Consider the following 22429-nt stretch of genomic DNA (forward strand, 5'->3'; position numbering starts at 1 on the left):
GCCCCAACAGGGGCCCTTGGACGGATTCAGTGTCTGAATGTGGCGGAGGAGGTGGGATTCGAACCCACGGTACGCTCTCACGCACGCCGGTTTTCAAGACCGGTGCATTCGACCACTCTGCCACTCCTCCGGGTCCGCACGCCTTAGACCTCTTCACGCGATTCTGAAAGCCGCGGGCCAGGGGAAATTCGCCTAATGGTGCGCACGGGCTTTTCTTGTGGCCGCACGCCTTGTATCGTCGCGCGGGAACACGCGCATCCACGCAGGCGCGTCGTCCGGATTCCGGGGCGGAAGATCCCGGTGGCGGACAGGGCACAGGCAAGGCGGAGCTTCATCATGCAACACTTCTTCACGCGAGGCGGCAGCGGCGTCGTGCTGGGCGTGGCACTCTTGGCGTTGACCGCCTGCGACAGTGCCGACATGCCGGGTTTCCTGCAGGCCAAACCCACAGGCACCGCCGCATCGGGTGACCAGGCGGTGACCCGCGGTGCGACCAGCGAACGCGACGTCGAGGCGCCCGAGGTCTTCGAGGCCCGCGAAGCCGGGCTCTGGGACGGACGCCCTTCGCTTGGCGGTGTCTGGGTTGCCCACCCCTCCGTGACCGAGCCCGAGCGCGTCATCATCCGCAACGACACCAACGGCCAGTTCGTCATCGGGGCGCTGTTCAAGCGCGAACGCGAAACCCCAGGTCCGTTGCTGCAGGTGTCGTCCGATGCCGCCGCCGCGATCGGCATGCTGGCCGGTGCACCGACCAATCTGCATGTTGTCGCCCTGCGCCGCGAGGAAGCCGCCAGCCCGCCGCCGGTCGCCGCAACCGAGACCGCCGCGACGGGCGGCGAAGCGCTGCCCGATGCAGGCGCGATCGAAAGCAGCACTCTGGATCCGGTGGCTGCGAATGCCGCGGCAGCCCTGGCGTCTCCTCCGGCGTCTTCTGCCGCCCCCGCACCGACGCCCGCCGCCGCACCGGCCCCCGCGCCGGTGCCTCCCGCCCCTGCCGCGACACCCAAACCCAACGCGCTGGCCAAGCCCTTCGTGCAGATCGGCATCTTCTCGGTCGAACAGAACGCCAAGAATACCGCCGTCGCCATGCGCCAGGCCGGCATGGTCCCCACCGTCAAGAAGCAAAGCTCGTCCGGCAAGACCTTCTGGCGCGTCATCGTCGGCCCGGCCCAGTCGAAATCCGAGATCGACACCCTTCTCAAGAAGATCCGCGCCGCGGGCTTTACCGACGCCTACGCCGTGTCAAACTGATCCCACATGGTCCGGGCCGCGTGTGCCGTCCGCCCGGGCCAATTCCTGTTCCCCAGGTTCTGGAGCTGCCCCATGACCTCACGCCTCAAGACCCTTGTCGGTGCCGCCGTGGCGCTTGTCCTGGCCGCCTCGACTGCCCTTGCTTTCGACACCTCGGCCCGCGCGGCCTTCGTGCTCGACCAGAAGACCGGGACCGTGCTTCTGGCCAAGAACGCCGACGACGCCCTGCCGCCCGCCTCGATGTCGAAACTGATGACGCTCTACATGGCATTCGAGGCGATCCGCGACGGACGCCTCTCGCTCGATGAACGTCTGCCGGTCTCGAGCCACGCAATGTCCTATGGCGGCTCGACGATGTTTCTCGATACCACGGACCGCGTCTCGGTCGAGGACCTGTTGCGCGGCATCATCGTGCTTTCGGGCAACGATGCCTGTGCCGTGATCGCCGAGGCGCTGTCGCCCGACGGCACCGAACGCGGCTTCGCCGACCTGATGACCCGCCGCGCCCAGCAGATCGGCATGACCAATTCGACCTTCCGCAACTCCAACGGCTGGCCCGCGTCCGGCCATGTGATGTCGACGCGCGATCTGGTGCTGCTGGCCAACCGGATCATCACCGACTACCCGGATTTCTACAAGATGTTCGCCGAACAGCGCTTCGCGTTCGATGGGCGTGCGCCGCAGAACGTGCTCAACCGCAACCCGCTTCTGGGGCTGGGGATCGGAGCCGACGGGCTCAAGACCGGCCACACGCAGGAAGCGGGCTACGGGCTTGTCGGGTCGGCCAGGCAGGGCGACCGCCGGGTGATCTTCGCGATCTCGGGCCTCGACAGCGAACGCGCCCGGGCCGAGGAAAGCGAAGCCATCGTCAACTGGGCGTTCCGCCAGTTCGCCGAAAAGGAAGTGGTGACCGGTGGCAAGACCCTGGCCGAGGCGGATGTCTGGATGGGCGCCTCCGAAACGGTGGGGCTGGTCACCGAAGCTGACGTCACCCTGTTGATCCCGACCCTGACCGGTGCCCCCTTGGTCGCCGAGGTGGTCTATACCGGCCCGCTCAAGGCTCCGATCAAGGCCGGTCAGAAGCTGGCCGAACTGATCATCCGTCCCGAGGGCCTGCCCGAGCACCGGGTGCCGCTGGTGGCCGCGACGGACGTGCCCGGTGCCGGGTTCGTCGACCGCGTCATGACCGTCGCAGGTGTCCTGGTGGGGCGCGTTCTCGACAATGGCGACACCGGTCAGACCGACGCCAGTGCGGACGCCGACGCCACGTGAAACGCGGCACCTTCGTCAGCTTCGAGGGCATCGACGGGTCGGGCAAGTCGACGCAGGCGCGGCGACTGGCGGCGCATCTCGCCGATACAGGCCGTGACGTGGTGATGACCCGGGAACCCGGCGGCTCCCCCGGGGCCGAGGAGATCCGCAAGCTCGTCCTCGAAGGCGATCCGGACCGCTGGTCCGCCGAGACCGAGTTGCTGCTGTTTACCGCAGCGCGCCGCGACCATCTCGAACGCACGATCTGGCCCGCGCTGCGGCGCGGGGCCACGGTGATCTGCGACCGTTTCGCCGATTCCACCCGCGCTTATCAGGGCCGGACCCGTGGCGGCCTCGGCAACATGGTGGACCGGTTGCACGATCTGGTCATCGGGGTGGAGCCGGATCTGACGCTGCTCATCGACATGGATCCCGAAGCGGCGCTGGCGCGGGCCGAGGACCGTGGCGGTCCGGAACTGCGCTTCGAGGATTTTGGACTTGCAATGCAGCAGGAGGTGCGGACCTTCTTTCTCGATCTGGCCCGCGCGCACCCGGCGCGGTTCGCGGTCATCGACGGGGCCCGCGCGCCCGATGCGGTGCAGGCCGATGTGGTCGCCGCGGTGACCGCGCATCTGGACCTGACCGCATGAAGACCGTCTCGCTGCCCGATCCGACCCAGGTCGACGGCGCGCCGCACCCGCGTGAGACGCTGCGACTGATCGGCCAGGACGCCGCCGAGACCGCCTTTCTCGACGCGTTCAACGGCGCGCGGCTGCACCACGCCTGGATGCTGATCGGCCCCAGGGGTGTCGGCAAGGCGACGCTGGCCTGGCGCATCGCGCGCTTCCTGCTGGCGACCCCCGATGTCTCTGCCGACGGCGCAAGCGACGGCCTCTTCGGCCCTGCCCCGTCCCCCGTCACGCTCGACATCGATGCCGATCACCCGGTCATGCGCCGCACCCGGGCCGGATCGGAGCCGGGCCTCTTCGCCCTCACACGTGGCCCCAACGACAAGGGCGACCGTCTGGCGACCGAGATCCGCGTCGACCAGGTGCGCAAGCTCAAGTCGTTCTTCGCCCTGTCCTCGACCGATGGCGGACGCCGCGTGGTGATCGTCGATGCCGCCGACGACATGAACGTAAACGCCGCCAATGCCCTGCTCAAACTGCTCGAGGAACCCCCCGCCCGCACGGTGATCCTGCTGGTCTGCCATCAACCCTCCCGACTGCTGCCCACCATCCGCTCGCGGTGCCGCGAATTGCGCCTGTCCGCGCTCGGGCCGGATGACATGAAATCCGCGCTCGACCAGGCCGGTGCCACGCTGTCGCCGCAGGAAACCGACGCCCTGTCGGAGCTTTCGGCAGGCTCCGTCGGCGCGGCGATGCGGCTCGCCGGTCTGGACGGTCTGGCGCTCTATGCCAGCCTCATGGACGTGATGGCCAGCCTGCCCGAACTTGACCGCCCGCGCGCGCTCAAGCTTGCCGACAGCCTCGCCCAGCGCGGTCGCGAAGACCGGCTCGACCTGTTCTTCACCCTTGCCGACCTGGCCTTCGCCCGGCTCGCCCGCACCGGTGTCACCGGCGCCGCCCCGGCCCGCGCCGCGGCACCGCAGGAGGCGCGTCTGCTGGCCCGCCTGGCCCCGGACCCCGCCGCCGGACGCGCCTGGGCCGACATCGCCCAGATCGCCGCCGATCGCGCCCGGCACGGCCGCGCCGTCAATGTCGATCCGGCCTCGCTGGTCTTCGATACGGTGATGAAGATGCGCGAAACCGCCGCCGCCATCCTCCGCTGAGCCGCCTCCCGGAAAACGCCGCCCTGCCAGCCTTTCCATTTTCCAAATACGCATTCCCACATCGCCACCGCCTGCCGCCCGCACGGCAAGGGCGCGCCGCCCCGCCACCTTGACCCTGTCAACGCCATCCTAGATACCGACGCACGAACCCGCCCCGGCCCACGGAGTGTCCATGAGCGAGCCACGCATCACCGACAGCCACTGCCACCTCGATTTCCCGGATTTCGACGCCGAGCTTGACGCGGTGATCGCGCGCGCCGAAGCCGCCGGCGTGCACCGCATGGTCACCATCTGCACCCGGCTGCGCCAGGAACCGCAGGTTCGCGCCATCGCCGAGGCACATCCGTCGGTCTTCTACGCCGCGGGCACCCACCCGATGAGCGCCGCCGACGAACCGCTGGCATCGGTCGACGACCTCGTGCAACGCGCGCAGCATCCGAAATTCGTCGGCATCGGCGAAACCGGCCTCGATTATCACTACACCGCCGACAGCGCCGACATCCAACAGCAATCGCTGCGCATCCACATCGCGGCGGCGCAGGAAACCGGGCTGCCGCTGATCATCCACGCGCGCGATGCCGATGACGACATCGCCGACATCCTCGAGGCCGGGTTCAACCGCAAGCCCTATACCTGCGTGATGCACTGCTTCTCGTCCGGGGCCGAACTGGCGCGCCGGGCGCTGGCGATGGACTTCTACCTGTCGATGTCCGGCATCGCCGCCTTTCCCAAAAGCCGCGACCTGCGCGCCATCTTCGCCACCGCCTCGCCGGACCGCATCCTGGTCGAGACCGACAGCCCCTATCTCGCCCCGCCGCCCTATCGCGGCAAGCGCAACGAGCCGGGCTACACGGTTCACACCGCCCGCGTCGGAGCCGAGCTTTTCGGTATGGACTATGCCGATTTCGCCGCCCGGACCGAGGCCAATTTCGACCGCCTGTTCGCCAAGGCCGCGCAGTATCCCGAGGCCGCGTGATGGCCGAGTTGCGCTTTACCATCCTCGGCTGCGGCTCCTCGGGGGGCGTGCCGCGTCTCGGCGGGCATTGGGGCGACTGCGATCCGGAAAACCCGAAGAACACCCGCCGCCGCTGCTCCATGCTGATCGAGCGCGAAACCGATGCGGGCGTGACCCGCGTCCTCGTCGACACCTCTCCCGACCTGCGCGCACAGCTTCTGGGCGCGGGCATCGGCACGCTCGATGCGGTGGTCTATACCCACAGCCATGCGGATCACGTCCACGGCATTGACGATTTGCGCATGATTGTCTTCAACATGCGCGCGCGGCTGCCGGTCTATGCCGACGGCGCCACCCAGGACAGTCTCTATTCGCGCTTCGGCTATGCCTTCACCCAGCCCGCCGACAGTCCCTATCCGCCGATCCTCGACATGCACACCATCTATGACCGTCCCTTCACCATTCAGGGGGCCGGTGGCGACGTCACGCTGACCCCGTTCGAGGTCAATCACGGCTCAATCGACGCGCTAGGCTTCCGGGTGGCGGACCTTGCCTACCTGCCCGACGTGGCCGCGATCCCCGCGGCCAGCTGGCCGGTGCTGCAGGACCTCGATTGCTGGGTGCTGGACGCGCTGCGCCGCAAGCCGCATCCGACCCATGCCCATCTGGACCGGGCGCTGGAATGGATCGAACGGGTCGGCCCGCGCCGTGCCGTGCTGACCAACATGCATATCGACCTCGACTACGACACCGTCGACGCTGAAACCCCCGACCATGTCACCCCGGCTTTTGACGGCATGGTCATCCGCTATGCGCTCTGAGCCGGGCTGAGCGGCGCATGCAGGCTCTGCTGGACGTCATCCTGCCGGTTTTCGTGCTGATCGGTGCGGGCTATGTCGCGACCTGGCGCGGCCTGCTGTCGAACGGTGCCGTCGACGGCTTGATGGTCTTCACCCAGCAATTTGCCATCCCCTGCCTGCTGTTCCGCGCGATCTGGACGCTGGATCTGGGCGGCAGTTTCCATCCGGCGCTGCTGATCTCGTTCTATACCGGGTCGGCCACGGGCTTCACGCTGGGGCTTCTGGCGGGCCGCTATGTCTTCCGGCGCGACTGGGAAGACGCGGTCGCCATCGGCTTTTGCTGCCTGTTTGCCAACTCGCTGCTGCTGGGCCTCGCGATTACCGAACGCGCCTACGGGTCCACCGCCCTCGAGGCGAACTTCGCCATCATCGCCCTGCACTCGCCGTTCTGCTACGGCATCGGCATCACCGCGATGGAGATCGCGCGGGCACGCGGGGCCTCTGCCGCGGCGCTTCCCGTCACCGTGCTCAAGGCCATGTTCCGCAACGCTCTGGTGATCGCGATCCTGCTCGGGGCGGGCTTCAACCTGCTCGACCTAGGCCTGCCCGCCCCGATCGAGGAAGCGCTCGACATGATGGTGCGCACCGCCCTGCCCGCAGCGCTTTTCGGCATGGGCGGCGTGCTCTACCGCTACCGCCCCGAGGGCGACCTCCGCATCATCGCCTTCATCTGCGTCGTCACGCTGGTCCTGCATCCGACGATCACCTGGACGCTGGGGTCGCTATTCGACCTCTCGGTGCCGGAATTCCGCTCGGCGGTGATTACCGCCGCGATGGCCCCGGGCATCAATGCCTATGTGTTCGCCAACATGTACGGGCGCGCCCGACGCGTCGCCGCGTCCTCGGTGCTGCTGGCCACCGGCCTGTCGGTGCTGACCACCTGGGTCTGGCTCGCGCTTTTGCCCTGAGCCCGGGAACCCGACGCCCACTGGCACGTTGACCCGCAGCACCACATGCGCGACGGGCGCGGGTTATGAACCTCGGCCCGTGACCGCCGCGCATGTCGGTCAGTCATGCCCATGCCCGTTGCGCATGGTTCCGCACCATCACCGCCAGGAGACCGCCCATGTCCATCTATGACGCCATCAAAGCCGATCACGACCAGCACCGCACCCTTCTGAACAAGATCGCCGACACGTCCGGTGCCAGCGATGCGCGGGTCGATGCATGGAAGGAATTCTACTACGACGTCAAAAGCCACGCCGCCGCCGAGGAAGAGACCTTCTATTCCAAGCTGATGTCGAAGACCTGGGGCCAGGACAGCGCCCGCCACTCGGTCGAAGAGCACGCAGAACTCGACACCCTGATGGAAGAGCTGAACGATATGGACATGTCGAGTTCGGGCTGGCTCAACAAGTTCAAGACGCTCAAGCACGATTACGAGCACCACATGGACGAGGAAGAAAAGGACGTCTTCGGTCGCGCCCGCGAGGTCATCCCCGAGGACGAGATCAAGGGCTACGGCGAACGCTTCAAGGAGCGCAAGCAGGAAGAACTGAAGCTCGTCGACAAGAAGCGCGAAGACTCGCTCGAAGACTGATCTTACGCCGGGGCGTCCTGCCACGCCCCGGGCCACGCAACTGCCGGGCCGCGCATCCTGCTGATCGGGACGCGCGGCCTTTTTGTGTCTGCGTCCGCGCGGCCCGGCGCATACGGGCGTCCCCTCCGCCGGTTGACATCGCTCCGGCGGTGCGCTTGCCTCTGACGGCCCGAACCGGAGCCGCCCGATGACCACGCCCAAGATCGCCATCCTCGTTTCGCCCGGATTTGCCGATTGGGAATATGCCCTGATTGCCGGCACAGGCGGGCCGTTCTACGGGCTCGAAGTTGATTTCTACGCCACCGAACCGGGCCTGGTCGCGTCACAGGGCGGGCTGATGGCTCAGGTCTCCCGCGGCATCGACGATCTGGCCGACGCGCAGCCGGACGTCGTGGTGGTGGTCGGCGGCATGATCTGGGAAACCGCCGACGCCCCCGATATCGCGGCCCCGCTGCGCGCGCTGCATGACCGCGGCGCTGTGATCGCGGGTATCTGTGGCGGCACCCTGGCGCTGGCGCGCGCGGGGTTGCTGGACGCCACGCCGCACACCTCGAACGATCTTGGCTTTCTTGCGACCCATGCCCGGGGCTATGACGTTGCCGCCCGGTATCGCCACAGCGCGGCAGCCGTCGTGTCGGACAGGATCATCACCGCCCCCGGAACTGCCCCGGTGTCGTTCACCGCCGCGGTGTTCGAAAGCGCAGGCCTCGCGCCCGAGGCCGTCTCGGCCTTCCGGGCGATGATGGCGGCCGAGCACGCCTGACGGCACCCGGCGCGACAGCACTACTTCCGGCCGTTGGTCTCGGGGTCGATCTCCCATGCGACCTGGCCATAGGCCAGCAGCGCGAACAGTCCGGTGCCGCCCAGCACGTTGCCCAGGAAGGCAGGCAGGATCAGGCCGAAGACCGCCTTGGCCGCCGAAATGTCGCCTGCCAGCATCAGCAGGAACGCCTCGTTCGACCCGGCGACCACATGGGTGAACTCGCCCATCGCGATCAGATAGGTGAACAGGAAGATCACGAAGATCTCGAAGCCTTCGGACGACGGCAGCATCCACACGATCGAGGCGATGAAGAACCCCGCCGGGATGCCGTACTTGAACGCCTCCAGCGCCGAGTAATCCGAGAAGTGATGCGAGATCGCCTTCATACCCGCGACATATTCCGGCACCACCGTGCCGCCGTGGATCGTCAGCAGCGCCACGATGAAGGTGCCCACCATGTTGGCCGCGAACACGACCCCCCAAAGCCGCGCGGCGCAGCTCAGCATGCTCAGCGACTTCTCCTTCAGCACCGGCAGCACGACGGTTATGGTGTTTTCGGTGAACAGCTGGATCCGCGCGAGGATCACCAGGATGAAGCCCACCGAATAGCCCATGTTCTCGATCGCCGCCTGATAGGGGTGGCCCTCGAACATCGTGTGCAGGATGCCCTCGGCCAGGACCGAAGTCGAAATGCAGATCCCGGCGGCGATACCGGACCACCACAGCGACCACAGCGGACGCTTGAGCTCTTCGCGACCCTCGAGGTTGATCACCTCGTAGACGGCCCGGGGGGCCAGCGCGCGGTGCTTGGCGATCTGGATCGCTTCTTCGCGGGAATAGATCTCCTTGTCGGCGCGGCTGTCTTCGACCTCGCGGTCCGTCTCGTTGCTCATGTCAGCCCTTCACGCCAAACGCCCGGTGCCATCGGGGCATCGGGTCTGTGATGGAGGAACCGGTCAAAGCCGGTCCGGTTCCCTCGCACACTACAATATGGCGTGCATGCGCACGGCGGGAAAGGCCACCCCGGCGGTCATCGGCACATTGACCGGCCCCACCTCGGCAAAGCCCATGGCCTTGTAAAACGGCACCGCGTTCAGCGTCGAAAGGCAGCTGAGCGCGCTCAACCCCTGCCCGCGCGCGTTGATCATCAGGTAATCGAGAAGCCGCCGGCCGATGCCCTGACGCTGGAACCTGTGGTCGCTGACCACGTGCCGCACATGGCCCGTGCCGGGCGTCTCGCAGCCGCTGCCCGGTGCCGCGCGTGTCCATCCGCCCGCCCCCAGCAGACGGCAGCCGCGATGCACCAGAAAGAATGTGCCCGAGCGCACTAGATCGGGCTGCGCGCGCGAAATGACCGGCATCACCGCGACCCGCACAGAGGGCGCATAGGCCTCTCTGAGCAAGACCGGGTAGCTGTCTGAAAAAAGCCGGTCGACGGCGGCGAAATCCGAGGCTTCCGCCACACGGATGGTGAACGGATCGATCATGCTCATTGGCGCGGCTCCTCCTCCTGCCATGGAGGTCAAGGATACGCGGAACCGGCGTCATGCCCAGAAAAAACGCCGCCCGGGGTACGGACGGCGCGGTCAGGCGTCAAACAAGAGGCACTCTTACTTGATCTTGCCTTCCTTGTACTCGACATGCTTGCGCACCACCGGGTCATATTTCCGGACCGTCATCTTTTCGGTCATGGTGCGGGCGTTCTTCTTGGTCACGTAGAAGTGGCCGGTGCCTGCGGTCGAGTTCAGGCGGATCTTGATGGTGGTCGGCTTCGCCATGGTCGTGTCTCCTGCAACGGACCGGCACGGGGCCCGTGAAATCCTTGAAGCCCGCCTTTTACCGACGCGCGCACCCGAGTCAACCGGCGGGCGTCGGAAATCATGCGCGGAGGGCCTGTAAGCCGGATTTTGTGTCGGGCGGGTTGCCCCGCCCCAGACGACCATTCCTCTGGGCCGGATCTTGCGATCCGGCTCTAGCTGCCAACCCGGACCCCTCGGGCTGAAGCGGCCCTGCGGCGATATCCCCGAAAGGATCAGCCCGCGCGGGGTCCCTATTTGGCATTGCTCCCGGTGGGGCTTGCCGTGCGGGTCCTGTTGCCAGTCCCCCGGTGGGCTCTTACCCCACCGTTTCACCCTTGCCGCCGGTTGCCCGGCGGTGGTCTGTTTTCTGTGGCGCTCTCCGTCAGGTTGCCCTGCCCGGGCGTTACCCGGCACCGTTGCCTCAGGGAGTCCGGACTTTCCTCTCAACCGGGTTGCCCCGGCAAAGCGGCCGTCCAGCCCTCCGCGCATGCGGGGCATAGGCCGGTGCGGCGGCGCGGTCAATCGTGCGGGTGCGATCCGGGGTGCTGTGCAGCCAGATCGTGGCGCACCGGACAGCGCCGCGCGCGCTCAGCGCAGGACAAACGGCGCCTCCAGCGCGGCCTCGAGCGCGGCAGTCACCGCATCGGGCGCATCCAGCATCGGGAAATGCCCCGCGCCGTCGATCCGCGTCAGGGTCGCGTCCGGCACCAGCCCCGCCAGCACATCCTGCCGCCGGATCGGGTTGATCGGATCGGCATCGCCGCAGATGAAGGCGATCGGGGCGGCGCAGCGCCGCAACACGCCCTGGTAGTCGCCGCGCCGTTGCAGCGCGCGGGACTGGCGCAGAACCGCCTCGGGGCCCAGCGTTTCCGCCATCGCCGTCAGCCGCCCCAGGATCGCCGTGCGCGTCGCCGGATCGCCGGGCACCGAGGCGCCGAACTCGGCCTTCACCCAATCGGCGACCCGCCCGGCGCGCAACGCGATCATCCGCGTCTCGCGGTCCGCCGCTTCGGCGGGGGTTTCGGGAAACGGCTTGCAGGCGATCAGCGCCAGCCGCGCCACCCGCTTGGGGATGCGGCGCAAAAGTTCCAGCGCGACAATCCCGCCCAGCCCGTGACCGACCAGCGCCACGCGCGGCGGCAGGTGCGGAAGGATGCCCGCGGCGATATCCTCGACCCGTTCGCCGCGTACCGGCAGCGCCAGGGTCACGGGCCGGTCCTGCGACAGCCGGGCGATGGCATGATCGAAAAGCCGGGCATCGGTGCCCAGACCCGGAATCATCACCAGGGCCTCGGTCGGTTCAGCGTTGCGCAACGGCATGTTCACGGCTGGGACTTCCTGCTCGGCACGCCTGTTTCGCGGCGCTTTGACACAGAGCGTAGCAAATCCGGCGCCCCGGGCCAGCCTCGCGCGGCCGCGACCCTTGCGAAAAGCCGCGGCCCGTGCTTTCCGCGCGACATGAAGGTCAACACGCTCATACTCGGGGCCGGTGCCGCCGGCATGATGTGCGCCGCCCATGCCGGGCCGGGCACTCTGGTGATCGACCACGCAAAAGCTCCGGGCGAGAAGATCCGCATCTCGGGCGGCGGGCGCTGCAATTTCACCAATCTCGATATCCAGTTCGACCGCTACCTGGGCCAAAACCCGCACTTTCCGAAATCCGCCCTGTCGCGCTACACGCAATGGGATTTTATCGCCCGCGTGTCCGAAGCCGGAATCCCGTGGCACGAAAAGACGCTCGGGCAGCTTTTCTGCGATTCCAGTGCCAAAGACATCATCGCCCTCTTGCGTCACGATATGGCCGCCGCCGGGGCCGAGCTTTGGCTGCGTACGGCGCTGATCGACCTGACCCATGCGGACGGGGTGTTCACCGCCATCCTCGAAAAAGAGGGCACGCGCCACCGCATCACCGCGCGCAACCTCGTGCTGGCCACCGGCGGCAAGTCCATCCCCAAGATGGGTGCCACCGGCCTGGCCTATGACATCGCCGCGCGCTTTGGACATGCCATCTGCGAAACCCGCCCCGGGCTGGTGCCGCTGACCTTTCCCGACGGGCGGTTCAAGCCGCTCTCGGGGGTGGCATGCCCCGCGCGGGTGGCCTGCAACGGCACCGGTTTCGACGAGGCGCTGCTGTTTACCCATCGCGGATTGTCGGGGCCGTCGATCCTGCAAATCTCAAGCTATTGGCGCGAAGGCGACAGCCTGACGCTCGATCTGCTGCCCGGTAGGTCGCTGGCAGCCCTGTTGTCCGACAAGCGCCGAAGCGACGGCAAGAAACAGATCGCGACCGAACTGGCCCGCCACCTGCCGCAACGTCTGGTCGCCTATCTGGGCGACAGCCTCGATCTGTCCGGACGTCTGGGCGATCTTTCGGGTCCGCGCATCGCCGCGCTCGAGACCGCGCTGAAGTCCTGGCAGGTCCGTCCCGGCGGGTCCGAAGGCTATCGCACCGCCGAGGTGACGCTGGGCGGCATCGCCACCGACGCGATCTCGTCGCAGACCATGATGTCGGCGCAGCTGCCCGGCCTCTACATGATCGGCGAGGCGGTGGACGTCACCGGCTGGCTGGGCGGCTACAATTTCCAGTGGGCCTGGTCCTCGGGCTGGGCGGCGGGTCGGGCAATTGCCGCACGGTCCGACTGACCCCGATGGGAAAACCGCCCTCGCGCCCGCTTGCCTGCGCCGGACCATGCGCCCCGGCATCCCCCCATCGGTCGACGCACCACCTTGAAACCTTCCGCCAGCAAGGCCACCCTCAGCACATGTCCCGCCGCACCTCGACCTCCCCCCTGGCCGCCCTGCGGCGCGCGCTCGATGCGCAGGTGCCGCAGAAAGCCCTGCGCGACCTCACGAACCGCCTGACATACGGCCCGGACGCGCCGCTCAGCGATGAATGCATCTGGGTCGATCCGCTGGCGGTCAATCATTTCTACACCGGCCAGAAGGCCCGCCCGCTGCGGCGTGGCAATTCCGGCCAGGTCATTCCCGGCGACTGGGACCTCGACCGCGCCCCCTGGACCGAGACCGAAAAGGCGCAGTCCTGTCGCCTGCATTTCGTTCAGGGCGTGCCCTGGTCCGAAACCCCGATCTATGCCCGCCTGCTGCGCGAAATCGCCGCCGGCAAGCGCCCCGACGGGCTGAACAGCCAGGCCGACCTCGATGCGCGCTATGCAAGGCTCGATACGCTCTGGCACGACGCCCGGCGCAACGGGCTGTCACCGCGCAGCGAAACGCCCGCCGGCTACCGGCGCGAACATGGCGGCATCCTTGTGCATGTGGGCCGCGACGGCACCCTGATCCGGTCCGGCGGCGCGATGCACCGCTTCGCCATCGCGCGGCTTCTGGAACTGCCGAAGGTTCCGGCGCAACTGGGCGCGGTCCACCCCGAGGCGCTGGCCGCCGGGCATCTGCGGACGCTGCGTCAGCCGCCAAGTACCCGGGCGACCTGAGCCGCGAAGTCGTCGCCGCGTTGCTCGAAGTTGTCGTACTGATCGAAGCTGGCCGCAGCCGGTGCCAGCAACACCACCTCGCCCGGGCGCGCATCTTCCGCCGCGCGGGCCACCGCTGTCGCCATATCGGTGCAGACCTCGGCATCCAGCCCCGTCAGACCCATGGCGAATTGCGCCGCCTCGCGACCGATCACATAGGCCTTGGCGACATGGCCGAACCCCGGCTCAAGCGCGCCCAGACCGCCCTCTTTCATCAGCCCGCCACAGACCCAGCGCACCCGGTCAAAGGCCTGCAGCGCCTTCAACGCGGAATCCACGTTGGTCGCCTTGCTGTCGTTGACAAAGCGCACGCCGTCCCGCTCGGCGACGATCTGGCTGCGATGCGGCAGGCCCCTGAAGGTGTGCAGCGCCGCCTCGATCTGGCGCGGCCCCAGCGCGAGGCTGCGGCAGGCGGCGTAGGCCGCACAGGCATTCTGATGGTTATGCGCGCCCGGCAGCCCGGCGATGTCGCGCAGGTCGATCGACCCCACCTGCCGCCCCTTGCGCCATTCGGAAAGATACCCCTTCCGCGCGTAGACATGCCAGCCCGGCCCGGTCAGCTTCTGCCCCGATGACACGCGGATCACCCGGTCGTCGCTGCGCGCGGTCGACAGCTGATTGGCCAGGAACTGCCCCTCGCGCTCGTCGACGCCGATCACCGCGCGATCCGGCCCGCCCTCCGAGAACAGCCGCCGCTTGGCCGCGAAATAGCCGCCAAGCCCTGCGTGCCTGTCCAGATGATCGGGCGTAAGGTTGGTGAAGACCGCCACATCCGGCGTCAGCGCCCGGGCCAGTTCGGTCTGGTAGGACGACAACTCGAGCACCACCACGCCGCCCTCGCCCGGCGGATCGATATCCAGCACACCGCGCCCGATATTACCCGCCAGCCGCACGTCCCGGCCCGCCGCGTCGAGAATGTGATGGATCAGCGCCGAGGTGGTCGACTTGCCGTTCGACCCGGTGACCGCGATGACCTTGGGCGGCACGTCGAAACCGTCCCAGTCTCCCGCGCCCAGCGCGCGGAAGAACAGCCCGATATCGTTGTCGACCGGCACCCCCGCCGCGAAAGCCGCCGCGATCACCGGGTTCGGCGCCGGGTAAAGATGCGGAATGCCGGGGCTGGTGACCAGCAGCGTGAGGTCGTGCAGCGCGCCGGTATCCGCCAGCGCGCGGATCTCGAAGCCTTCCCTGGCGGCGGCCATGCGCGCGTCGGGGATGTCGTCCCAGACGATCGGCAGCGCCCCGCCCTGGCGCAGCGCGCGCGCAGTGGACAACCCGCTGCGCCCGAGGCCCAGGATGCCGATCTTCTCGTCCTCATAACCATGCACCGGTATCATGCGCGCGTCCCTTGCCCTTGCCTGCCTGTCATGTCTCAAGCGCCCGGCGCGCCTGGCCCGCTCAACGCACCTTCAGTGTCGCCAGCCCGATCAGCGCCAGGATCAACGAGATGATCCAGAACCGGATTACGATCTGCGGCTCGGCCCAGCCCTTCTTTTCGTAGTGGTGATGGATCGGGGCCATCAGGAAGACACGCTTGCCGGTGCGCTTGAAATACAGCACCTGGATGATCACCGACAGCGCCTCGACCACGAACAGCCCGCCGACGATGGCCAGTACGATCTCGTGCTTGGTGGCCACCGCGATGGCGCCCAGCGCGCCGCCCAGCGCCAGCGATCCGGTATCGCCCATGAACACCGCCGCGGGCGGCGCGTTGTACCACAGAAAGCCCAGACCGCCGCCGAAGATCCCCGCCGTGAAGATCAGCAGCTCGCCGGTGCCCGGGACGTAATGCACATCGAGATACTCGGTCACGTCGACCCGCCCCACCGCATAGGCGATGATCCCCAGCGTGCCCGCCGCGATCATCACCGGCATGATCGCCAACCCGTCCAGCCCGTCGGTCAGGTTGACGGCGTTGGCCGCCCCCACGATCACGATGATCGCGAAAGGCACGAAGAGAATGCCCATATCCAGCAGGAAGTTCTTGAAGAACGGAAAGGCCAGCTGTCCGGTCAATGCCTCGGGGTGATAGAGACTTGCCCAGAACCCCGCGATCCCGGCGATCAGAAAGCCCAGTCCCAGCCGGACCCGGCCCGATACCCCCGCCGAGGTCTGCTTCTTGACCTTGGCGTAGTCATCCGCAAAGCCGATGGCCGCGTAGGACATGGTCACGAACAGCACCAGCCACACGAATGGATTGTCAAGCCGCGCCCAGAGCAGCGTCGAGCTCAAGAGCGCGCCGACGATCAGAAGCCCCCCCATGGTCGGCGTTCCGGCCTTGGCCACATGCCCCTCGGGGCCATCGTCGCGGATCGGCTGGCCCTTGCCCTGCCTGCGTCGCAACACGTTGATCAGCGGTTGCCCGAACAGGAACCCGAAGACCAGCGCCGTCAGAAAAGAGCCACCGGCGCGAAAGGTGATGTAGCGAAACAGGTTGAACGCGCCGCCCCCGTCCGACAAGTCGGCCAGCCAGTATAGCATGAGGTGTGATCCCTTCTCAGATCGCCAGTGCAGATATCACTCTGGGTCAGCGCCGTGGCGCATTTTGCGAATTGCGTCAACCAGGCGACCCAGCCCCATCGACAGCGATGCCTTGACCAGCACCACATCCCCGGCATCGAGATCCCGCGCCAGCCTCAGCCGCATGTCCTCGACCTCCGGCGCCCAATGGCCGCGCTGGGTCTCGGGCAAGGCCTGCCAGAGCGCGCGCATCAGCGGGCCCACGCAATGCACCCGGTCGATCCGCGCCATCGCCGGATGCACCGCCAGCCCGACATGCATCGCCTCGGCCTCCGGGCCCAACTCCTTCATGTCGCCAAGATAGGCGATCCGGCGGCCCTTGCTGACGCGGCCCACATCGTGACGCGGCACCGCCCCGGCCAGAACCTCGAGTGCCGCCGCCATCGAGGCGGGGTTGGCGTTGTAGCTGTCGTCGATCAGCTCGAGCCAGGCATCGGTCGAGGCCATATCGAGGCTGATGCGTTCGCGATGCCCGCGTCCGGCCCCGGGCGTCCAGGTCCCCAGATCGCAAAGCGCCGTCGCCCGATCAAGCCCCAGCGCATCGACCGTGGCCAGCACCGCCAGCGCATTGACCGCGAAATGCCGCCCCGGCACGGCAACCTTGTAAAGCACGTCCTCGTCGCCAAGACGCATCCGCGCCACCGTGGCACGATCGCCCACCTTGATGTCGCGCGCGCGGCAGTCGCAGCCCTTTGTCACGCCGAAACTGACGCCGTGCGCGCCCTGCGCGCGCGCCGCCTCGGCCAGGATCGCTGCGGTCTCGCCGTCGCCGTTGAAGATCGCGGTGCCGTCCGGCTCCAGCCCCTGGAAGATCGCGGCCTTCTCGTGGGCGATGCCGTCGATATCCCCGAACGCCTCCAAATGCGCCGGTGCCACGATGGTCACCAGCGCCACATGCGGCCGCGCGATCCGCGCCAGCGGTGCGATCTCTCCGGGATGGTTCATGCCGATCTCGATCACCGCGAACTCGGTGTCCCTCGGCATCCGCGCCAGCGTCAGCGGCACCCCCCAATGGTTGTTGTAGGAGGCCTCGGCGGCATGGGTCCGGCCCTGCCCGCCCAGCACGCGGCGCAGCATGTCCTTGGTCGAGGTCTTGCCGACGGATCCGGTCACCGCCACCACCCGCGCGTCGGTCCGGGCCCGCGCCGCGCGGCCCAGCGCCTCGAGCGCGGCCTGCACATCGTCCACGATCAACAGCGGCGCGTCCTCGGCCACCCCCTCGGGCACATGATCGACCAGCGCCGCCGCCGCGCCGCCCGCCAGCGCTTCGGCGACAAAGTCATGCCCGTCCCGCGCCGCCTTCAGCGCCACGAACAGATCGCCTGGCTTCAGCGTCCGCGTGTCGATCGACACGCCCTTCGCGACCCAGTCCGACGTCGCGCGCCCGCCCGTCGCCGCCGCCGCCTCGGCGCTGGTCCAAAGGCTCATCGCTGGTTCCTCCGCGCAGGCCCCATGGCCTTTCCATTTTCCAAATACGCACACACCACACCGGCCCTCATGGCACACCGCCGTCAAGCGCGGCCACCGCGACAGAAGCCTGTTCGGCGTCGTCGAACGGATAGACCACGTCGCCGACGATCTGACCGGTCTCGTGGCCCTTGCCGCAGATCAGCAGCGCATCGCCCGGCTCAAGCGCATCGACGCCGCGCAGAATGGCCTCGGCGCGGTCGCCGACCTCGATGGCCCCGGGCGCGCCCGCCAGCACCTCGGCCCGGATCGCGCCAGGCACCTCCGAGCGGGGGTTGTCATCGGTCACGATGACCAGATCAGCATGGTCGGCAGCGGCCTGCCCCATCAACGGGCGTTTGCCCGCGTCGCGGTCGCCACCGGCGCCGACAATGGCCACCAGGCGGCCCATCACATGCGGGCGCAGCGCCTGGATCGCGGTCGCCACCGCGTCGGGCGTGTGGGCGTAATCCACGAACACCGTCGCGCCGTTCTCGCGGCTGGCGGCAAGCTGCATGCGGCCGCGCACCGTCACCAGCCGCGGCAGCACATCGAACACCGCATCGGCGCTTTCGCCGCAGGCGATCACCAGCCCGGCGGCGATCAGCACATTCTCGGCCTGGAACCCCCCGATGAGGTTCAGCCGCAACTGCCGGACGGCACCGCGATGACGCAGCCGAACATCCTGGCCCGTCGCATCGAAGCGCTGCGCCATCAGGCACAGATCCGCCCCCTCGGCGCGCCCCACGGTGATCAGGTCCTGACCGCGCGCCCGGGCGATGGCGGCCATGTCGATGCCGCGCGCATCGTCGATATTGACCACCGCCGTCGCGTCCTCGGGCAGCACCCGGGCAAACAGCCCGGCCTTGGCGGCAAAGTAATCCTCGAAACTGGCGTGATAATCGAGGTGATCCTGGGTGAAATTGGTGAACCCCGCCGCGCGCAGCTGCACCCCGTCGAGCCGGCGCTGCTCAAGCCCGTGCGACGACGCCTCCATCGCGGCGTGATCGACTCCCGCCGCCGCCGCCTGGGCCAGGGCGCGGTGCAGGGTGATCGGCTCGGGCGTGGTGTGTTTCAGCGGTGCGAACCAGTCGCCCTCGACCCCCGTGGTGCCCAGATTGACCGCCCTCAGGCCCAGCTCCTGCCAGATCATCCGGGTAAAGCTCGCGACGCTGGTCTTGCCGTTGGTGCCGGTCACCGCGACCATGGTCTCGGGTTGCCGTCCGAACCAGAGCGCCGCGGTATAGGCCAGCGCCTGGCGCGGATCGGCGGCGATGATCAGCGCCGCGTCCGAACCCTCGAGCACGTCGCGCGCGATCTCGGCGCCCTCGGCATCGGTCAGGATGGCCGCCGCGCCCTGTCGCAGCGCGTATTGGATGAATTCGCCGCCATGCACCCGTGTGCCCGGCAGCGCCGCAAACAGGGTGCCTTCCTTCACCTCTCGGGAATCGACCGCAAGGCCGCTGATCTGGACCTCGCGCCCGCCGCGCGCGGTCAGGCCCAGTTCGCTCAATGGTTTCAAGCTGTTCTCCACGTCCATCGTCCCGCCCCGCAAATCGTCCGATGGCGCAGGCCGCGCGCGGCCTGCCCCGACAACCTGTTGCCCTGTTTCACCCCTTGGTTTCAAGGGGCAAGACCGGCTCAGTCCGATGCCAGATGCATCGGATCGGGGGTGCCGTAATCGGGACGCAGGCCCAGAAGCGGCGCGATCCGGCCGATCATCTCGGCGGCCACGGGCACCGCTGTCCAGCCCGCGGTGCGGCGCGGCTTCTCGCCCATGGTGTCCACCGGTTCGTCCAGCGTGACGATCAGAACGTATTCGGGGTCGTGGGCCGGAAACATCGTGGCGAAGGTCGCGATCACCTTGTCATTGTAATAGCCGCCGCCGCGTTCCTTGGGCTTGTCGGCGGTGCCGGTCTTGCCGCCCACATGGTAGCCCTTGACCTCGCCGAAGCTGGCGGTGCCCTCGGTGACCACCTTGCGCAACATGATCCGCGACCGCTCTGCCGAGCGTTCGGACATCACCCGCGGGCCGTATTGCGGGCCGGTCTGCTTGAGCAGCGTGGGCTTGACCGCGAAGCCGCCATTGGCCACCGCCGAATAGCCCGCCGCAAGATGCAGCGGCGACGCCGACAGGCCGTGGCCGTAGGAAATCGTCACGCTCGACAGGTCGGTCCAGCGCTTGGGAAGCAGCGGCTTGCCGCCCTCGGCCTCGGATATCTCGAACGGGGTCGGCTCGAAAAAGCCCAGCCGTTTCAGGAAATCCTGCTGCCGCGGCGTGCCGATCTGCAGCGCCAGTTTCGCGGTGCCCCGGTTCGAACTTTTGACGATGATGTCCTCGACGCTGAGCGTGCCGTAGTTCTTGCCGTGAAACTCGCCGATATTGAACCCGCCGACGCGCATCGGCGGTCTGGTGTCGATCATCGTGCCGGGAGCCACCAGGCCCAGCTCCATCGCCTGGGCGGCGGCGAAGATCTTGAAGGTCGAGCCAAGCTCGTAGACGCCCTGCACCGCGCGGTTGAACAGCGGGCTGTCGGCGGGCGTGCCTTCGGTTGGCGGCGCCGGACGGTCGTTGGGATCGAAGCTTGGCAGCGACGCGATCGAGATCACCTCGCCGGTATGCACATCCATCAGCACCGCGGCGGCGCCCTTGGCGTTCATCAGCATCATGCCGCCGGTCAGGACCCGCTCGACCGCGGCCTGCACCGTCAGGTCCAGCGACAGCTGCAGCGGCGCGCCTTCGCGGGCCGGATCGCGCAGCGCGTCGTTGAAATAGCGCTCGACCCCGGCGGTGCCCACGACCTCGGCGGAATGCACGCCCTCCTGGCCGAAGCGGGTGCCGCCCATCACATGCGCGGCCAGCGACCCGTTGGGATACAGCCGCAATTCGCGCGGCCCGAACAACAGCCCCGGCTCGCCGATGTCATGCACCGCCTGCTTCTGCTCGGGGCTGAGTTTCTTGCGTACCCAGACGAACTTGCGCTTGCCCGAGAAGTCCCTGAGCAGGCGCTCCTTGTCGAGATCGGGGAAGATGGCCGCCAGCGCCTCGGCGGTGCGTTCCGGCTCGATCATCTGCTGCGGATGCGCGTAAAGCGAAAAGGTTTCCATGTTGGTGGCCAGGATGCGGCCGTTGCGGTCGACGATATCGGCGCGCTGCGACACGATCGAGGCCCCTTCGGTCTGCGCGCGCGGCTCTGCCGGCTCCGACGCCGCCAGCGTGGCCATGCGCGCCCCGGTCACCGAGAAGGCACAGAAGAACGCCACCCCCAGAACCAAGAGCCGCCCCTCGGCGCGCAACCGCGAACTGTCGCGCATCTGCTCGTGCCGGATGCGCAGGTTCTCGCGTTCGATGGCATCGGGGTTTTCGCCCTTCTGGCGGGCCTCTAGGATGCGCGCAAGCGGGCGCAGGGGTGTGCGGATCATGGGCGCTGCCCTCCTTGGCTGGACAGATCGACAGGTTGGGTCAGCTCCATCACCGGTGGGGCCGGGTACGAGATCTGATCGACGCGCCCGAACTGGTCGGGGCGGAACGACAACAGGCCCAGCCGCTCGAAATTCAGCTCGGCCAGATCGCGCAGCCGGTCGGGCCGGTTCAGAAACGCCCACTCGGCGCGCAACACGCCAAGACGTTCGCGGTTGGCCCCGATGGCGCGGCGCAGATCCTGCACCTGCGACAGGGTCTCCTGCGTCTTGTAGTTCTCGTGGTAGGCCCAGAAGGCCAGCCCGATCACCGACATGAAGGTGAGGATATAGAGAAACGTGCGCATCAGCGTCCGCCTTTCCTGAGTTCAGGCATGTTCAACGACTTCGAGTCGATCTCGCCCGGGGGCGCGTCGGTGCGGCGTGCGACCCGCAGCTTGGCCGACCGCGACCGGGGGTTTTCGGCCAATTCCGCGGCGTCCGGCCCGATGGCCTTTTTCGAGATCAGTTCGAATTGCGGATCGGGTTCATCGCCCTGCGGTTGAAAGCGGTTGGCGCGGCCCATCTGGCCGGCGCGCGACTGCAGGAACCGTTTGACCATGCGATCCTCGACCGAATGGAAGGTCACGACCGCCAGCATGCCGCCGGGCTTCAGCGCCCGTTCCGCCGCCATCAACCCTTCGTAGAGCGCGCGGTATTCGTCGTTCACCGCGATGCGCAGCGCCTGGAAGGACCGCGTCGCGGGGTGGGACTGGTTGGGCTTGGGGCGCGGCAGGCAGCCCTCGATGATCCCGGCCAGCCGCAGCGTCGTGGTGATCGGCTCGATGTCGCGCTCGCGCAGGATGGCCTTGGCGATACGACGCGAGGCGCGTTCCTCGCCATAGGTGAACAGGATGTCCGCCAGCGCCACCTCGTCGGCTTCGTTGACCAGATCGGCCGCCGATGGCCCGTCCTGCCCCATCCGCATGTCGAGCGGACCGTCACGCATGAAGGAAAATCCACGCTCGGCCAGATCGAGCTGCATGGACGACACGCCAAGGTCCAGAACGACCCCGTCGACGCCCGTCGCCACGTCGTCCATCTGTGCGAAGTTGGCCTCGACCACGCGGATCTTGCCGCCGTAGTCCGGCAGCCAGTCGGCGGCCATCTGGTGCGCCAGAGGATCGCGGTCGATACCGATGACCTGCTCGGCCCCCGCCGCGATCAGGCCGCGCGCATAGCCGCCCGCGCCGAAGGTGCCGTCGATCCACACGCCCCGCACCGGCGCCACCGCGGCCAGGAGCGGTCGCAGCAGAACAGGCACATGCGGCGCATCAGGCTGGGGCGCGGTGCCCGTGGTCATGG

22 protein-coding genes, 1 tRNA gene and 1 other RNA gene are annotated in these 22429 nt (G+C 67.9%); 11 read left to right on the forward strand and 13 right to left on the reverse strand.

What is annotated here, in order from left to right; genetic code table 11:
• Nucleotides 1–40: 40 nt before the first annotated feature.
• A tRNA-Ser gene (locus ACXYMN_RS04490) sits at nucleotides 41–130 on the reverse strand.
• Between the two features lie 206 nt (nucleotides 131–336).
• Between ACXYMN_RS04490 and ACXYMN_RS04495 the strand changes: the two genes are divergently transcribed.
• The 9 genes from ACXYMN_RS04495 (at nucleotide 337) to ACXYMN_RS04535 (ending at nucleotide 8412) form a co-directional block, all read left to right on the forward strand.
• Nucleotides 337–1251, forward strand: coding sequence for an SPOR domain-containing protein (locus tag ACXYMN_RS04495; protein WP_459012255.1), 915 nt, complete (start codon nucleotides 337–339; stop codon nucleotides 1249–1251).
• Between the two features lie 72 nt (nucleotides 1252–1323).
• Nucleotides 1324–2523: a D-alanyl-D-alanine carboxypeptidase family protein gene (locus ACXYMN_RS04500; protein WP_459012256.1), complete on the forward strand. Its 1200-nt coding sequence runs from the start codon at nucleotides 1324–1326 to the stop codon at nucleotides 2521–2523.
• Nucleotides 2520–3152, forward strand: coding sequence for a dTMP kinase (gene tmk, locus ACXYMN_RS04505; RefSeq protein WP_459012257.1), 633 nt, complete (start codon nucleotides 2520–2522; stop codon nucleotides 3150–3152). Before ACXYMN_RS04500 ends, tmk begins: the two co-directional genes overlap by 4 nt.
• Nucleotides 3149–4294 (forward strand): DNA polymerase III subunit delta', encoded by a 1146-nt coding sequence (locus ACXYMN_RS04510; RefSeq protein WP_459012258.1) that lies wholly within the window; start codon nucleotides 3149–3151, stop codon nucleotides 4292–4294. Before tmk ends, ACXYMN_RS04510 begins: the two co-directional genes overlap by 4 nt.
• 172 nt (nucleotides 4295–4466) lie before the next feature.
• Nucleotides 4467–5270: a TatD family hydrolase gene (locus tag ACXYMN_RS04515; RefSeq protein ID WP_459012259.1), complete on the forward strand. Its 804-nt coding sequence runs from the start codon at nucleotides 4467–4469 to the stop codon at nucleotides 5268–5270.
• Nucleotides 5270–6070 (forward strand): MBL fold metallo-hydrolase, encoded by an 801-nt coding sequence (locus ACXYMN_RS04520; protein ID WP_459012260.1) that lies wholly within the window; start codon nucleotides 5270–5272, stop codon nucleotides 6068–6070. Before ACXYMN_RS04515 ends, ACXYMN_RS04520 begins: the two co-directional genes overlap by 1 nt.
• 17 nt (nucleotides 6071–6087) lie before the next feature.
• A complete protein-coding gene (locus ACXYMN_RS04525) occupies nucleotides 6088–7017 on the forward strand; it encodes an AEC family transporter (protein WP_459012261.1) in 930 nt (309 codons plus the stop codon).
• A 158-nt stretch (nucleotides 7018–7175) separates the two neighbouring features.
• Nucleotides 7176–7649 (forward strand): hemerythrin domain-containing protein, encoded by a 474-nt coding sequence (locus ACXYMN_RS04530; protein ID WP_459012263.1) that lies wholly within the window; start codon nucleotides 7176–7178, stop codon nucleotides 7647–7649.
• Nucleotides 7650–7836: 187 nt separating this feature from the next.
• Nucleotides 7837–8412: a DJ-1/PfpI family protein gene (locus ACXYMN_RS04535; protein WP_459012264.1), complete on the forward strand. Its 576-nt coding sequence runs from the start codon at nucleotides 7837–7839 to the stop codon at nucleotides 8410–8412.
• 20 nt (nucleotides 8413–8432) lie between these two features.
• Here ACXYMN_RS04535 and ACXYMN_RS04540 read toward each other — a convergent pair whose 3' ends face one another.
• The 5 genes from ACXYMN_RS04540 to ACXYMN_RS04560 all read right to left on the reverse strand — a co-directional run bounded on the left by ACXYMN_RS04540 (nucleotide 8433) and on the right by ACXYMN_RS04560 (nucleotide 11531).
• The gene (locus ACXYMN_RS04540; RefSeq protein WP_459012265.1) at nucleotides 8433–9305 is read right to left on the reverse strand and encodes a formate/nitrite transporter family protein; all 873 of its coding nucleotides are present in this window, start codon (nucleotides 9303–9305) and stop codon (nucleotides 8433–8435) included.
• Between the two features lie 90 nt (nucleotides 9306–9395).
• Nucleotides 9396–9905 carry a GNAT family N-acetyltransferase gene (locus ACXYMN_RS04545; RefSeq protein ID WP_459012266.1) on the reverse strand — a complete coding sequence of 170 codons (510 nt, stop codon included), beginning with the start codon at nucleotides 9903–9905 and terminating at the stop codon, nucleotides 9396–9398.
• 117 nt (nucleotides 9906–10022) lie between these two features.
• Nucleotides 10023–10190 carry a 50S ribosomal protein L33 gene (rpmG, locus tag ACXYMN_RS04550; protein WP_007799108.1) on the reverse strand — a complete coding sequence of 56 codons (168 nt, stop codon included), beginning with the start codon at nucleotides 10188–10190 and terminating at the stop codon, nucleotides 10023–10025.
• Between the two features lie 102 nt (nucleotides 10191–10292).
• Nucleotides 10293–10696, reverse strand: an RNA gene (gene rnpB, locus ACXYMN_RS04555) — RNase P RNA component class A.
• Between the two features lie 103 nt (nucleotides 10697–10799).
• Entirely contained in the window at nucleotides 10800–11531 is a 732-nt protein-coding gene (locus tag ACXYMN_RS04560) for an alpha/beta fold hydrolase (protein ID WP_459012359.1), read from the reverse strand.
• Between the two features lie 138 nt (nucleotides 11532–11669).
• On the opposite strand from ACXYMN_RS04560, the gene ACXYMN_RS04565 reads away from it, so the two are divergent.
• Both ACXYMN_RS04565 and ACXYMN_RS04570 read left to right on the forward strand, forming a co-directional pair.
• On the forward strand, nucleotides 11670–12854 hold the full coding sequence (locus ACXYMN_RS04565; protein ID WP_459012267.1) for a BaiN/RdsA family NAD(P)/FAD-dependent oxidoreductase: 1185 nt from the start codon (nucleotides 11670–11672) through the stop codon (nucleotides 12852–12854).
• 119 nt (nucleotides 12855–12973) lie between these two features.
• Nucleotides 12974–13660 (forward strand): hypothetical protein, encoded by a 687-nt coding sequence (locus ACXYMN_RS04570; protein ID WP_459012268.1) that lies wholly within the window; start codon nucleotides 12974–12976, stop codon nucleotides 13658–13660.
• On the opposite strand, the gene murD is transcribed toward ACXYMN_RS04570, so the two are convergent.
• The 7 genes from murD to rsmH form a co-directional block, all read right to left on the reverse strand.
• Nucleotides 13633–15036, reverse strand: a complete 1404-nt coding sequence (gene murD, locus ACXYMN_RS04575) for a UDP-N-acetylmuramoyl-L-alanine--D-glutamate ligase (protein WP_459012269.1) — start codon at nucleotides 15034–15036, stop codon at nucleotides 13633–13635. The genes ACXYMN_RS04570 and murD overlap by 28 nt on opposite strands.
• A gap of 61 nt (nucleotides 15037–15097) precedes the next feature.
• Complete coding sequence (gene mraY, locus ACXYMN_RS04580) at nucleotides 15098–16180, reverse strand: phospho-N-acetylmuramoyl-pentapeptide-transferase (RefSeq protein ID WP_459012270.1); 1083 nt, start codon at nucleotides 16178–16180, stop codon at nucleotides 15098–15100.
• A 36-nt stretch (nucleotides 16181–16216) separates the two neighbouring features.
• The gene (locus ACXYMN_RS04585; RefSeq protein WP_459012271.1) at nucleotides 16217–17647 is read right to left on the reverse strand and encodes a UDP-N-acetylmuramoyl-tripeptide--D-alanyl-D-alanine ligase; all 1431 of its coding nucleotides are present in this window, start codon (nucleotides 17645–17647) and stop codon (nucleotides 16217–16219) included.
• A gap of 67 nt (nucleotides 17648–17714) precedes the next feature.
• The gene (locus ACXYMN_RS04590; protein WP_459012272.1) at nucleotides 17715–19205 is read right to left on the reverse strand and encodes a UDP-N-acetylmuramoyl-L-alanyl-D-glutamate--2,6-diaminopimelate ligase; all 1491 of its coding nucleotides are present in this window, start codon (nucleotides 19203–19205) and stop codon (nucleotides 17715–17717) included.
• 101 nt (nucleotides 19206–19306) lie between these two features.
• Complete coding sequence (locus tag ACXYMN_RS04595; RefSeq protein ID WP_459012273.1) at nucleotides 19307–21088, reverse strand: peptidoglycan D,D-transpeptidase FtsI family protein; 1782 nt, start codon at nucleotides 21086–21088, stop codon at nucleotides 19307–19309.
• Nucleotides 21085–21432 carry a cell division protein FtsL gene (gene ftsL / locus ACXYMN_RS04600; RefSeq protein WP_459012274.1) on the reverse strand — a complete coding sequence of 116 codons (348 nt, stop codon included), beginning with the start codon at nucleotides 21430–21432 and terminating at the stop codon, nucleotides 21085–21087. Before ftsL ends, ACXYMN_RS04595 begins: the two co-directional genes overlap by 4 nt.
• A complete protein-coding gene (gene rsmH, locus ACXYMN_RS04605; protein WP_459012275.1) occupies nucleotides 21432–22427 on the reverse strand; it encodes a 16S rRNA (cytosine(1402)-N(4))-methyltransferase RsmH in 996 nt (331 codons plus the stop codon). The genes ftsL and rsmH overlap by 1 nt, the downstream gene beginning before the upstream one ends.
• Nucleotides 22428–22429 lie beyond the last annotated feature (2 nt).

Source organism: Roseivivax sp. CAU 1753 (genome assembly GCF_054482575.1).

Excerpts from the sequence above, each read along its gene's own strand:
- ACXYMN_RS04540 (WP_459012265.1), bottom strand. The coding sequence starts at position 9,305 with ATGAGCAACGAGACGGACCGCGAGGTCGAAGACAGCCGCGCCGACAAG.
- ftsL (WP_459012274.1), bottom strand. The coding sequence starts at position 21,432 with ATGCGCACGTTTCTCTATATCCTCACCTTCATGTCGGTGATCGGGCTG.
- ACXYMN_RS04525 (WP_459012261.1), top strand. The coding sequence starts at position 6,088 with ATGCAGGCTCTGCTGGACGTCATCCTGCCGGTTTTCGTGCTGATCGGT.
- ACXYMN_RS04500 (WP_459012256.1), top strand. The coding sequence starts at position 1,324 with ATGACCTCACGCCTCAAGACCCTTGTCGGTGCCGCCGTGGCGCTTGTC.
- ACXYMN_RS04545 (WP_459012266.1), bottom strand. The coding sequence starts at position 9,905 with ATGAGCATGATCGATCCGTTCACCATCCGTGTGGCGGAAGCCTCGGAT.
- ACXYMN_RS04585 (WP_459012271.1), bottom strand. The coding sequence starts at position 17,647 with ATGAGCCTTTGGACCAGCGCCGAGGCGGCGGCGGCGACGGGCGGGCGC.
- ACXYMN_RS04590 (WP_459012272.1), bottom strand. The coding sequence starts at position 19,205 with ATGGACGTGGAGAACAGCTTGAAACCATTGAGCGAACTGGGCCTGACC.
- ACXYMN_RS04565 (WP_459012267.1), top strand. The coding sequence starts at position 11,670 with ATGAAGGTCAACACGCTCATACTCGGGGCCGGTGCCGCCGGCATGATG.
- ACXYMN_RS04515 (WP_459012259.1), top strand. The coding sequence starts at position 4,467 with ATGAGCGAGCCACGCATCACCGACAGCCACTGCCACCTCGATTTCCCG.
- ACXYMN_RS04510 (WP_459012258.1), top strand. The coding sequence starts at position 3,149 with ATGAAGACCGTCTCGCTGCCCGATCCGACCCAGGTCGACGGCGCGCCG.
- mraY (WP_459012270.1), bottom strand. The coding sequence starts at position 16,180 with ATGCTATACTGGCTGGCCGACTTGTCGGACGGGGGCGGCGCGTTCAAC.
- ACXYMN_RS04535 (WP_459012264.1), top strand. The coding sequence starts at position 7,837 with ATGACCACGCCCAAGATCGCCATCCTCGTTTCGCCCGGATTTGCCGAT.
- ACXYMN_RS04595 (WP_459012273.1), bottom strand. The coding sequence starts at position 21,088 with ATGATCCGCACACCCCTGCGCCCGCTTGCGCGCATCCTAGAGGCCCGC.
- rsmH (WP_459012275.1), bottom strand. The coding sequence starts at position 22,427 with ATGACCACGGGCACCGCGCCCCAGCCTGATGCGCCGCATGTGCCTGTT.
- ACXYMN_RS04570 (WP_459012268.1), top strand. The coding sequence starts at position 12,974 with ATGTCCCGCCGCACCTCGACCTCCCCCCTGGCCGCCCTGCGGCGCGCG.
- rpmG (WP_007799108.1), bottom strand. The coding sequence starts at position 10,190 with ATGGCGAAGCCGACCACCATCAAGATCCGCCTGAACTCGACCGCAGGC.
- murD (WP_459012269.1), bottom strand. The coding sequence starts at position 15,036 with ATGATACCGGTGCATGGTTATGAGGACGAGAAGATCGGCATCCTGGGC.
- ACXYMN_RS04495 (WP_459012255.1), top strand. The coding sequence starts at position 337 with ATGCAACACTTCTTCACGCGAGGCGGCAGCGGCGTCGTGCTGGGCGTG.
- ACXYMN_RS04520 (WP_459012260.1), top strand. The coding sequence starts at position 5,270 with ATGGCCGAGTTGCGCTTTACCATCCTCGGCTGCGGCTCCTCGGGGGGC.
- ACXYMN_RS04560 (WP_459012359.1), bottom strand. The coding sequence starts at position 11,531 with ATGCCGTTGCGCAACGCTGAACCGACCGAGGCCCTGGTGATGATTCCG.
- ACXYMN_RS04530 (WP_459012263.1), top strand. The coding sequence starts at position 7,176 with ATGTCCATCTATGACGCCATCAAAGCCGATCACGACCAGCACCGCACC.